Annotated in this window: 8 protein-coding genes; all 8 read right to left on the bottom strand. The window is 72.4% G+C overall.

Features of this window, described 5'->3' with window-relative positions; genetic code table 11:
• Positions 1 to 138 precede the first annotated feature (138 nt).
• The 8 genes from sucD to ACFWWR_RS14490 all read right to left on the bottom strand — a co-directional run bounded on the left by sucD (position 139) and on the right by ACFWWR_RS14490 (position 11,507).
• Positions 139 to 1,023, bottom strand: coding sequence for a succinate--CoA ligase subunit alpha (sucD, locus tag ACFWWR_RS14525; RefSeq protein WP_217235135.1), 885 nt, complete (start codon positions 1,021 to 1,023; stop codon positions 139 to 141).
• A 21-nt stretch (positions 1,024 to 1,044) separates the two neighbouring features.
• On the bottom strand, positions 1,045 to 2,223 hold the full coding sequence (gene sucC, locus ACFWWR_RS14520) for an ADP-forming succinate--CoA ligase subunit beta (RefSeq protein ID WP_383875750.1): 1,179 nt from the start codon (positions 2,221 to 2,223) through the stop codon (positions 1,045 to 1,047).
• 475 nt (positions 2,224 to 2,698) lie between these two features.
• Positions 2,699 to 4,786, bottom strand: a complete 2,088-nt coding sequence (locus ACFWWR_RS14515) for a hypothetical protein (RefSeq protein WP_384303440.1) — start codon at positions 4,784 to 4,786, stop codon at positions 2,699 to 2,701.
• Between the two features lie 289 nt (positions 4,787 to 5,075).
• Positions 5,076 to 5,738: a hypothetical protein gene (locus ACFWWR_RS14510; protein WP_383875753.1), complete on the bottom strand. Its 663-nt coding sequence runs from the start codon at positions 5,736 to 5,738 to the stop codon at positions 5,076 to 5,078.
• A gap of 514 nt (positions 5,739 to 6,252) precedes the next feature.
• Positions 6,253 to 7,416: a VWA domain-containing protein gene (locus ACFWWR_RS14505; protein ID WP_384303438.1), complete on the bottom strand. Its 1,164-nt coding sequence runs from the start codon at positions 7,414 to 7,416 to the stop codon at positions 6,253 to 6,255.
• 49 nt (positions 7,417 to 7,465) lie between these two features.
• Positions 7,466 to 7,726: a hypothetical protein gene (locus ACFWWR_RS14500; RefSeq protein WP_384303436.1), complete on the bottom strand. Its 261-nt coding sequence runs from the start codon at positions 7,724 to 7,726 to the stop codon at positions 7,466 to 7,468.
• 5 nt (positions 7,727 to 7,731) lie between these two features.
• Entirely contained in the window at positions 7,732 to 10,380 is a 2,649-nt protein-coding gene (locus tag ACFWWR_RS14495; protein WP_384303434.1) for a DUF5682 family protein, read from the bottom strand.
• Entirely contained in the window at positions 10,377 to 11,507 is a 1,131-nt protein-coding gene (locus ACFWWR_RS14490) for an AAA family ATPase (protein ID WP_383875761.1), read from the bottom strand. Before ACFWWR_RS14490 ends, ACFWWR_RS14495 begins: the two co-directional genes overlap by 4 nt.
• Between the last annotated feature and the right edge of the window lie 36 nt (positions 11,508 to 11,543).

The raw sequence follows: 11,543 nt of genomic DNA, 5'->3' as shown, positions 1-11,543 counted from the left end.
GGTGGTGTGGTTGCTGGGGGTTTTGGGTTTGGGCCCTCTTGTTGGCTGACAACTGCGTGTTGGGCCCGCATCCTCGGTGAGGATGCGGGCCCTTCTCGCTGTGCGGCGTGGCGCCTGGTTCAGCCGGTGAGGCCGTGCTCAGTGGCCGAGAATGGCGCGCGCCAGCTTCGCCGTCTCGGTCGGCGTCTTGCCGACCTTGACGCCGGCGGCCTCGAGGGCCTCCTTCTTGGCGGCGGCCGTACCGGAGGAGCCGGAGACGATGGCGCCGGCGTGGCCCATGGTCTTGCCCTCGGGTGCGGTGAAGCCGGCGACGTAACCGACGACCGGCTTCGTCACGTTCTTCGCGATGAAGTCCGCCGCACGCTCCTCGGCGTCGCCGCCGATCTCGCCGATCATGACGATCAGGTCGGTGTCGGGGTCGGCCTCGAACGCGGCGAGCGCGTCGATGTGCGTCGTACCGATGACCGGGTCGCCACCGATGCCGACGGCGGACGAGAAGCCGATGTCACGCAGCTCGTACATCATCTGGTAGGTCAGCGTGCCGGACTTCGAGACCAGGCCGATGCGGCCCGGCTTCGTGATGTCGCCCGGGATGATGCCGGCGTTGGACTGGCCCGGGGTGATGAGACCGGGGCAGTTCGGGCCGATGATCCGCGTCTTGTTGCCCTTCGACACGGCGTACGCGTAGAACGCGGCAGAGTCGTGGACCGCGATGCCCTCGGTGATGACGACCGCGAGGGGGATCTCGGCGTCGATCGCCTCGACGACGGCGGCCTTGGAGAAGGCCGGCGGCACGAAGAGGACGGACACGTTCGCGCCCGTCTTCTCGATCGCCTCGGCGACCGTGCCGAAGACCGGGATCTCGGTGCCGTCGATGTCGACGGACGTGCCCGCCTTACGGGGGTTCACGCCACCGACGATGTTGGTGCCGTCGGCCAGCATGAGCTTGGTGTGCTTCATGCCCGTGGCACCGGTCATGCCCTGGACGATGACCTTTGAGTCCTTGTTGAGGAAGATAGCCATGGCTGTGTCTGTCCCTCTTCCTTACTTCGCAGCCGCGAGCTCGGCGGCCTTGTCGGCCGCGCCGTCCATGGTGTCCACGCGCTGCACCAGCGGGTGGTTGGCGTCGGAGAGGATCTTGCGACCCAGCTCGGCGTTGTTGCCGTCGAGGCGGACGACGAGGGGCTTGGTGACTTCCTCGCCCTTGTCCTTGAGCAGCTGCAGCGCCTGCACGATGCCGTTGGCGACCTCGTCGCAGGCGGTGATGCCACCGAAGACGTTGACGAAGACGGACTTGACGTCCGGGTCGCCGAGGATGATCTCCAGGCCGTTCGCCATGACCGCGGCGGAGGCGCCGCCGCCGATGTCGAGGAAGTTGGCGGGCTTGACGCCGCCGTGGGCCTCACCGGCGTACGCGACGACGTCGAGGGTGCTCATGACGAGACCCGCGCCGTTGCCGATGATGCCGACCTCACCGTCGAGCTTGACGTAGTTGAGGTTCTTCTCCTTGGCGGCGGCCTCGAGCGGGTTGGCCGCGTCCTTGTCGGCGAGAGCCTCGTGGTCCGGCTGGCGGAACTCGGCGTTCTCGTCCAGGGAGACCTTGCCGTCCAGGGCGATGACGTCACCCGAGGCGACCTTCGCCAGCGGGTTGACCTCGACGAGGAGCGCGTCCTCGGCGATGAAGGTCTTCCACAGGGTGACGAGGACGTTGGCCACCTTGTCGGCGACCTCGGCCGGGAACTTGGCGGCCGCGACGATCTCGCGGGCCTTCTCGGGGGTCACACCCTCGTTGGCGTCGATCGGCGTCTTCGCGACGGCGTCGGGGCGGTTGGCCGCCACCTCCTCGATCTCCATGCCGCCCTCGACGGAGGCGATGGAGAGGAAGGTGCGGTTGGTGCGGTCCAGGAGGAAGGAGACGTAGTACTCCTCCAGGATCTCCGGGGCCGTCTCGGCGATCATCACCTTGTGGACCGTGTGGCCCTTGATGTCCATGCCGAGGATGTCCGTCGCACGGGCGACGGCCTCGTCCGGGGTGGCGGCGAGCTTCACGCCACCGGCCTTGCCACGGCCGCCGACCTTCACCTGGGCCTTGACGACGGACTTGCCACCAAGACGCTCAGTGGCTGCGCGGGCCGCCTCAGGCGTGTCGATGACTTCACCGGCCAGCACCGGTACATCGTGCTTGGCGAAGAGGTCCCTCGCCTGGTACTCGAACAGGTCCACGCGCTTCCGTCCCTATCAGTGATCTCGCGGTTCGTTGTCTGCGTGGGCGTGCCGCGAGGGCAACGTGACGTCCGCCGTCTGTCAGTCACAAGGGAGGCGCACACGGTGTCCGAGCGCGCGGCATGTCCGTCTCGCAGGTTATCCCTGCTTGCCGGAGGCCTCTAAATCGCGGGTCACACCTGAGCGGTGATACCTGTCACATGATGCCGAGCTCACCGGCACGGCGTGCCGTTTGTGAGGGCCTCACCGGGCTGAGGTTGACCCGGTGAGGCCCCTTGAACAGCCCCTGAGGGGCGCAGGGCGGATGATCCCCACCCCAATGGGGACCACCCGGCCCCGTCCATGAGGTTCCGGCCGGACGAAACCGATGGCTTTCGGCCGTCCGGGTCCTGCGGCCTCATGGAGTCAGGTGGTCGAGCAGTCGAGCGGCCTGCCGGACTGCCGGACTAGCGGTCTGGCGGTCTGGCGGTCTGGCTCAGGCGCCGTACGTGCTGCCGTGGTGCAGGTTCTGTGCGGCCGTGTTCTGTACGTCCCGCGCGTAACCCGGGGTGACCGACCGGGCGACGCCCTCGACGCCGGTGACGGCGTGGCCGGCGAGCGGGCCGGCGGTGGCTTGGACGGTCCCGGTCAGGTCCTCCGCGAACGGGGCGACCTGGCCTGCGACGCCGTACGCGAACGGGGCGACCTCGCCTGCGACGCCGTACGCGAAGGGCTCGACGTCCTGCGTGAGGCCGTAGGCCAGCGCGGTGGCGCTGCCGCCCACGCCCTGCACGACGGGCCGCGCGGTCTCCACGACGGCGTCGACGACCGGCCGCACGGCACCGGTGACACCCTGCGCGAACGGCGGCACCTGGCCGACGACGCCGTAGCCCAGGTCGCTCGCGTGCCCGGTCACACCGTGCGCGAGCGGGGGTACGTCACCGGCGACGCCGTACGCGAAGGGCTCCACGTCCTGCGTGACGCCGTACGCCACCGCGGCCACGTCCGCGACGGCCTGCCCGGCGACGGGCGCCACGCCGTGCACGGCGGTGTTCGCGACCGGCGGCAGTACGGCGTCCGTGGTGCCGTCGGCGACCTGGCCGACGAGGCCGGTGGCGTAGGGCGGCACGTCCGTGGCGACGCCGTTCACGACCCACTGGGCGTCGCCGACCGTGGCCGCGGCGTACTGAGGTACGTCGGAGACGGCCCCGCCGACGACCGGCCGCACACCCTGCACCACCCCCGCGGCGACCGGCTGCACGCCCCGCACGACCCCCGCCGCGACCGGCTGCACACCCTGCACGACACCGCCCGCTACGGGCTGTACGTCGGCCACCACTCCGTACGCCAGCGCGGTCGCGGCGTCGACCGTGTGCCCGGCGGTCTGCTCGACCCCGGCCACAGCGCCGCCCGCGACCGGTGTGACGCCGTTCACCGTGTCGGTGACGACCGGGTGCACGCCGTCCACCGTGCCGGTGACGACCGGGCTCACACCGTTGACCGCGTGACCGGCGACGGGTACGACACCGGCGACGGCGTGCTCCGCGCTCGGCACGACACCGGCCACCGCCTGCCCGGCGACCGGGAGAACCCCGCCGACGGCGGCCATCGCCACGGGCGGGACGACGGCTGCAGCCGTCTGCTGGACGACCGGCGTGACGGTGCCGGGGATGTCGGTGACCGTGCCGGTGACCTGCCGGCCGACTCCGCCGACCGTGCCGGTGAGGTGGCCAGGTACGGAGGAGACGCCGGCCTCGGCCGCGCTCGTCACGGCGGTGGCCCGGCCCTGGACGATGGTGGACGCGCCGTCGCCCCGGGTCCGGGCGCCCACGACCGTGGTCTGCGCCGCGTCGGTCACGCCTGCCGCGGTGCGGCCCGCGCCGGCGACCGTGTGCCGCGCCTTCGTCCGTACGACGCCGTCGACGCCCTGCGCCTGGGACCGGGCCGCGGACTGGGTGCCCTGCAACCTCGTCTGGGCTGCGGCCAACGCCTGCTCCAGCTCGGGTGCGAAGGCGGTGAGGGGGCCGAAGAGGTAGTCGATCTCGCGCTGGGGAGCACTCGGAGTGCTCGGAACGATCTGAGCACTCCGGGCACTCGCGTCGGAGACGGTGGAGCGGACGGCGGTGACGCTCTCGTCGGCGGTGACGGTCGCCCTGGCCGTGGCGGCCTGCGCCGCGCGGGCAGCCTGCGCGCCCTGGATGGCCGCGGCACCCTTCACCTTGGACACCTTCGGGACGGTGACCTTCGCGTCGACGTACCGCCGGGCCTGGTCCTCGGCATCGGTGGACGCGGTGTTCTTGGCCGTGCCGGCGGTGTCGGCGACCGTGCCTCCCGAGACGGTGTCCTGCACGCCGGAGACGACACCGTCGACCGTGCCGGTGACGGTGTCGGTGACCGTGCCGAGGGTGTCGGTGAGGCCAGTCGTCGCGTCGGTCGTCGCGTCGGTGGTGGCGTCGGTGGTGGCGTCCGGCGCGGAGAGGGCGGACGCGGGCAGTTCGTCGGCGCTGGCCACTGTGGAACCGAGCGCCCACGCGCCGGTGACGCCGGCGGCTATGACGATGGAACGGCGGATGTTCTTGTTCATGCGTACGTCAGATCCTTAGATCCTCGAGAGTTCCGAGGCGCGAGGGAGAGCTCCTTCGAAGGGCTCTCAGGGCCTCGGGACTTGGGCAGGCTTGGGGACATTTCCGGCGCCGTCTCCGGCCGCGGTCCGGGAGTTGGGGGATCCAGGAACCTGGGACAGGTTCGTGCGGGACCGCGGAAACTCGGTGAGGGCTCCGGGGCTCCATCCGGAGATCGACGGGGCGTCCGGACGGTCGGGCAGACCTGTTCCGCCCCCGCGCGGCAGGTCTACAGCGGGGGGAGGGCCTGCCCTAGCCGGGAAATACGGGGATGTCCCGGTGCCTGTCCCGGGTACCTTCCGCCGCGGCGCGCGCGGCGACGCCGGCCACGAGCCGCACGGCTGCCCGGTCGTCGCCGGTGACGGCATGCCCGTCACCGTGCCGCGGCGTGCCGTGGTCGACCGCCGACTTGCCGCTCAGCACACCGCCCGCGTCACCGGGGGGCATGTGACGCTCGGGGCCCTGTCCGGCGGGCTCGGCCGGAAGCGCGGACGTGTGCGCCACTCCGCCGGTGACTACGGCACCGGCGGCGAACCGCGGTCCGTACGTCACGGGCGTCGCCGCAGCGGTACGCCCCTCCGGCCTCTGTCCTGTCACCGTCGGCGCTGCGACCGATGAACCCGACCCCGGCGCGTAAGTGACCGGCGCCGGCAACGTCTGCCCCGAAAGCGCGGGCGGACCGGGCAGAGGCGGCAGCTCAGGAAGACCGGGCAGCTCCGAACCGTCCGGCAGGCTCGGCAGCACAGGGGACGCGGGGAACGACGGCAGCTTCGCCTCCGCCTCGGCCAGCCCTGTGGCCACGGTGCCCACGAGGCGACCGACCGGCTCCGTGACGCGAGCGTCCACGCTCCGGACGACGTGACCGACCAGCGGCCGGACGACGTGGTCGTCGGCCGCGGGCGCACCTGTCTTCACCGACCGCGCGCCTTGCGAACCCTCAGCCGAACCCGCCGGCACAACCTCATCGGAAGTCCGGGAAGCCCGGGAAGCCACCGACGTCACGGAGGCCGGGGAACCAGAGGCCGGGGAACCAAGGGAGGTCGCCGAAGCAACGGAACTCGTCGGCGTCGCCGACGGCACCCCGTCCGCCGCATGCGCCTGTTCCCCGCAGAGGAACCCGAGCGCGAACAACCCACCCACCAGCACGGCCACTTGCAGCGCACGCCGCCCGGCCGCCGTACGCATCACGCGCAGGGCGGTACCGGAAAGGACGGCTGGGAAGGTCAAGAGGGGGAGGTTCCTCCCGTGCGGAACAAGCGGAGCGCAACGCGCCGCTGACGGGCGCGTTGATCCTCGCACGGCACTCCCGAGGTTGCGCAAGCCCCCCGTTACCGATGCGTAGTCATGTCCGGTTTGCCGACCCCGGTCGTCCGACAACGCAGGTCAATGGGTCGACAAATCACCGGCGAGCCACCACGCCTCCGGCCCCTCACGCGCTCTCCGGTATCGGCAACGGCCGCTTCTCGATCGCCGCCGCCATCACCTCCGGAAACAGATCCGGCGTACAGGCGAAGGCCGGCGCTCCCAGCCCGGCAAGCGCGGCCGCGTGCTCCCTGTCGTACGCGGGCGCCCCCTCGTCCGACAGTGCCAGCAGCGTCACGAACTGCACCCCCGAGGCCTTCATCGCCGCGACCCGCTTGAGCATCTCGTTCCGTATGCCCCCTTCGTAGAGGTCGCTGATCAGTACGACCACCGTCTCCGCGGGCCGCGTGATCTGCGACTGGCAGTAGGCCAAAGCGCGGTTGATGTCGGTGCCGCCGCCGAGCTGGGTCCCGAACAGGACATCGACCGGGTCGTCCAGCTGGTCGGTGAGGTCGACGACCGCCGTGTCGAAGACGACGAGCCGTGTGCTGATCGACCGCATGGACGCCAGCACCGCCCCGAACACCGACGCGTAGACCACGGACGCCGCCATCGACCCCGACTGGTCGATGCAGAGGATGACTTCCTTCTTCACGGACCGGGAGGCCCGCCCGTACCCGATGAGCCGCTCCGGCACGATCGTCCGGTACTCCGGCAGGTAGTGCTTGAGGTTGGCGGCGATCGTGCGGTTCCAGTCGATGTCGTGGTGGCGGGGCCGGTTGATCCGAGCGCTGCGGTCGAGCGCGCCGGTGAGGGTGGCCCGGGTGCGGCTGGCCAGTCGCTTCTCCAGGTCCTCGACGACCTTGCGCACGACCGCCCGTGCCGTCTCCTTCGTGGTCTCCGGCATCGCCTTGTTGAGGGAGAGGAGCGTGCCGACGAGGTGGACGTCGGCCTCCACCGCCTCCAGCACCTCCGGTTCCAGCAGCAGCGTGGACAGCCCGAGCCGGTCGATGGCGTCGCGCTGCATGATCTGTACGACGGAGGAGGGGAAGTACGTCCGGATGTCCCCGAGCCAGCGCGCCACGGCCGGCGCCGACGCCCCGAGCCCCGCCGAGCGGTCCCGCCCCGCCGGCCCCTTGTCCGCCTTGCCGTAGAGCGCGGCCAGCGCCCCGTCCATGGCCGCGTCCTGCCCGGACAACGCGCATCCGGTGCCGTCGGCCGCGTCGCCCCCGAGGACGAGCCGCCAGCGCCTCAGCCGCTCCTTTGCCGGGTCGACCAGCTCCGCCGTCATCCCGCCACTCCCCCACGCTCGCAGGCCACCCGTGCCACCGACCCGTTCGTCATCCGCGCACCCCCGCACGAAGCCGTTCCCAGAGCGGAACGACCAGCACGATCGTCGTCGGTCCGGCCGCCGCCCCGCCCCTGTGCCCGGCCCCGGCCGTTGCCACCACGCCGCCCCGCTCCATCGGCTCGTTCAGCCGGTCGGCCGTACTGTTCGCCATGGCCGTCGTGTTCGCCATGGCCGTCGTGTTCGCCGGGGCCGTCGTGTTCGCCAGGGCCGTCCCGTTCGTCATGGCCGTCATGGCCGTCATGGCCGTCATGGCCGTCACGCCACCCCCACAAGGTTGTTGTCGTCGGTGCTCTGCGCCACGCCGTCCAGGCCCAGCAGCAGCCTCACCACCGGCAGCACCGCGGCCGCACGCTCGATGTCGAGGTCGGCCCCGAAGCCGGGTATCCCGGTCCCTGCCGGCGCCCCGCTCCCCCGCTGCCCCGGCCCGCGTCGGACCAACTCGCCCAGGGTCCGGCGCACCCCCGCCTCGTACGCCGAGAAGGTCCGCCGTAGCAGAGGCAGCACGTCCGTGAACGCCTCCGCCGGCACGCCCGTCAGCCAGGCGTCGACCAGCCCGAGCAGCCGCTCGTCGTGCACGAGCAGCATCCCGCCGCCGGAGCCCCCTCCGACGAAGCCCTCGATCCACGCGGCCGCGTCCCCCGGTGGCGTGCCCGGCGACAGCACGAGCCCCATGAGCCGCGCCGCGTCGCCCTGCGCCAACTCCCCTTCGTCCAGCAGCAGCCGCACGGCCCGCCCCCGGACGACACCGGGCACGGTGTCCCGCCCGGACAACACCCGCAGCACGCCGTACCAACGCTCACGCAGATCGCCGTGGGTGGTCGCGGAGGCCTCGCCCAGCAATCCCAGCGTCCCGTGCACCGCGTCGACATGGCGCCGCATCTCCTCGGCCGCGTCGGCGTCGAGTGCGGCGCAGGCCGGGGGCAGGCCGACGAAGATCCGTTCGGCGAGGCCCGCGGCGACCTCTGTCAGGGCGGCGGTGTCCGTGCCGCGTACGTCGCCGTAGCGGAGGGAGCGGACCAGTGCGGGCAGGGCCTGGGCGAGGTGGCCGACGTCCGTGTCGAGCGCCGCGCGGTCGGCGAGGATCCTCATCACCGTCGGCAGCGCGTCCGGCAGTTCGGCCAGCAGGCAGCGCTCGGCGAGGGCGGTGACGTCGGCGAGAGCCTGTGCGGAGACGGCGTCCGCCTCGGCCTTGGCGGTCGCGGCGCCGAGCACGGTCGTGCCCCACACCCCGGCCTCCGCGACCCGCACGGACAGCTCCGGCTCCCACCGCAGCCGCCACGTCTCCCGGAAGGTGCCCGTACTCCCGCGCGAGGCCACCGACTCGCCCCATCCCACGCCCAGCAGCCGCAGCCGGTGCAGCAGCCTGCTGCGCTCGGCGTCGGTGTCCTTGCGCAGGTCGAGCTCCAACTCCCGCTCCAGCGCCTCCGGCTTGAGCCGCAGCCTGCGCTGGATCCGGTCGAGGTCCCGCTGCAACGGCACTGCGGGCGCCGCCCGCGGCACCTCCCCCAGCACGTCCCCCACGACCAGCCGGTCGTGCACCAGCGCCAGCGGCACGTCCGAGCCTTCGCACATCACCGCCCGCACGGCGTCGGTCGTCTCGCTCAGCCCGGGCAGCGGACGACCGCGCATCGCGGCGAGCGTCTCCGCCAGCCGCACCGCCTCGATGACGTGCGCCGAGGACACGAGCCGGTCCTCGTCCCGCAGCAGACCCGCCACCTTGGTCAGCCACCGCTCGACCGGCCGGTCCGGCGCGCCGAACAGATGCCCGTACCAACCCGGCGAGTCGATGCCCGCGCCGTACCCGCTGTGACGCGACAAGCGGCGATACGTCCACGGCACCCACGTCATCGCCGTCTTGACCTTGGGCAGGCCCTTGAGCAGCGCCCGGTCGGCGGCGACCGCGCTTTTCTGCCGCAACGCGGGCACGTGCCAGGCCCCGCACACCACGGCGACGCCGTCCCCGAACTCCCGCTGCGCCGCGCGCAGCTGGAGCCGCATGTACGCCTCCCGGACGAGATCCCGGTCGTGCCCCCCGCTCCCGTACGTCTCCCGCAGCGCCCCCATGGCCTCTTCCAGGGCGACGAAGGGTGCCAGGGCGTCCCCCTCGCCCGCCCCTCGGTGCTCGACGACGTCCTCCCACCAACGCTCCGGATCGTCATAACCGGCAGCCTCGGCAAGCACCCCCAGCGGATCGACCCGAACCTCGACACCGACCACGGCCTCGTCACGCCGGTCGCTGTCGGCCCGGCTGCCGTCCCCGCCCGCGGCTCCGCCACCTGCCCCGCCCGCAGGCTCACTGCCTCCCCCAGCCACGAACTCGCCGGAATCCCCGGCCGAGGGCCCGCCGCCACCACCGGCCACAGGCTCGCCACCGACCTGGGCCACAGGCTTGCCACCTACCCCGCCCGCAGGCCCGCGGCCTCCCCCGGCCACGAACTCATCGGCACCGGCCGCCGAACCGTCGGAACCCCCCGCCGAGGGCCCCCCGTCACCCTCACCCGCGGGATTCTGCGCCCCCTCCCCAGGTTCGTCGTCCCTCCCCCACGCCAAGGTGTGCGTGGCCGGCAGGTCGATGAAACGGGCCGGGACGTCGTGCTCCAGGGCCCAGCGCATCGCGACCCACTCCGGGGAGAACTCGGCCAGCGGCCAGAACGCCGAGCGGCCGGGCTCGTCCACGGCGTGGGCGAGAAGCGCGACCGGCGGCCGCATGTCCTCGTCCGCGGCGAGCGGGATCAGGACGTCCGCCTCGGGCGGCCCTTCGATCAGCACGACCCTCGGCCGGGCCGCGGCCAGCGCCGCCCGCACGGCCCGCGCGGAACCGGGCCCGTGATGCCGAACCCCGAGCAGCAACGGCCCCGCCCAGGCCCCTGCCACCTCATCGGCCTCCCTCCCCGCGCCGTTCACGCACTCACCTCCCGGCAGGCCCGGTAGAAGTCCTTCCAGCCGTCGCGCTCGCGGACGACCGCCTCCAGGTACTCCTGCCAGATGACGCGGTCGGCGGCCGGATCGCGGACGACGGCGCCGAGGATGCCCGCGGCGACGTCGCCGGCCCGCAGCACGCCGTCGCCGAAGTGGGCGGCAAGGGCCAGGCCGTTGGTGACCACGGAGATCGCCTCGGCCGTCGAGAGCGTGCCGCTGGGCGACTTCAGCTTCGTACGGCCGTCGGACGTGACACCGTCGCGGAGTTCACGGAAGACGGTCACGACGCGGCGGATCTCGTCGATGCCGTCGGGCGCGGCGGGCAGGTCGAGGGAGCGGCCGAGCTGGTCGACGCGGCGCGAGACGATGTCGACCTCGGCCTCGACGCTCTCCGGCAGCGGCAGCACGACCGTGTTGAAGCGGCGGCGCAGGGCGCTGGACAGGTCGTTGACCCCGCGGTCACGGTCGTTGGCGGTCGCGATCACGTTGAAGCCGCGGACCGCCTGCACCTCCTGGCCCAGTTCCGGTATCGGCAGTGTCTTCTCCGACAGGATCGTGATGAGCGTGTCCTGCACGTCGGCCGGGATGCGGGTCAGTTCCTCGACCCGGGCCGTCATCCCCTCCGCCATGGCCCGCATGACCGGGCTGGGGACGAGGGCGTCGCGGCTCGGGCCGTGCGCCAGCAACTGCGCGTAGTTCCAGCCGTACCGGATCGCCTCCTCCGGGGTGCCGGCCGTGCCCTGCACCAGCAGGGTCGAGTCGCCGCTGACCGCGGCGGCCAGGTGCTCGGACACCCAGGTCTTGGCGGTGCCGGGCACGCCGAGCAGGAGCAGGGCGCGGTCGGTGGCGAGGGTGGTGACGGCGACCTCGACGAGCCGGCGCGGGCCCACGTACTTCGGTGTGATCACGGTGCCGTCGGGCAGTGTGCCGCCGAGCAGGTAGGTGGCGACGGCCCACGGCGACAGCTTCCAGCGGGCCGGGCGCGGCCGGTCGTCCTGCGCTGCGAGTGCGGCGAGTTCATGGGCGAAGGCGTCCTCGGCGTGCGGCCGCAACGCGACGGCGGGCTCCCCGTCAGGTACTTCGACAGACATCGGTTCCACGGAGACAGACATGGCTGAGGCCCCCTCCAGCTCGGCCGGTTCGGATCT

Source organism: Streptomyces sp. NPDC058678 (genome assembly GCF_042714835.1).
Classification (GTDB): Bacteria; Actinomycetota; Actinomycetes; order Streptomycetales; family Streptomycetaceae; genus Streptomyces.
The sequence above is the reverse complement of the archived record's forward strand: the minus strand, read 5'-3'. Positions and strand labels throughout refer to the sequence as shown.

What these genes read in the sequence shown, in the direction of transcription:
- sucD (WP_217235135.1), bottom strand. Translation starts at nt 1,023, where the DNA reads ATGGCTATCTTCCTCAACAAGGACTCAAAGGTCATCGTCCAGGGCATG.
- ACFWWR_RS14515 (WP_384303440.1), bottom strand. Translation starts at nt 4,786, where the DNA reads ATGAACAAGAACATCCGCCGTTCCATCGTCATAGCCGCCGGCGTCACC.
- ACFWWR_RS14505 (WP_384303438.1), bottom strand. Translation starts at nt 7,416, where the DNA reads ATGACGGCGGAGCTGGTCGACCCGGCAAAGGAGCGGCTGAGGCGCTGG.
- ACFWWR_RS14500 (WP_384303436.1), bottom strand. Translation starts at nt 7,726, where the DNA reads ATGACGGCCATGACGGCCATGACGGCCATGACGAACGGGACGGCCCTG.
- ACFWWR_RS14490 (WP_383875761.1), bottom strand. Translation starts at nt 11,507, where the DNA reads ATGTCTGTCTCCGTGGAACCGATGTCTGTCGAAGTACCTGACGGGGAG.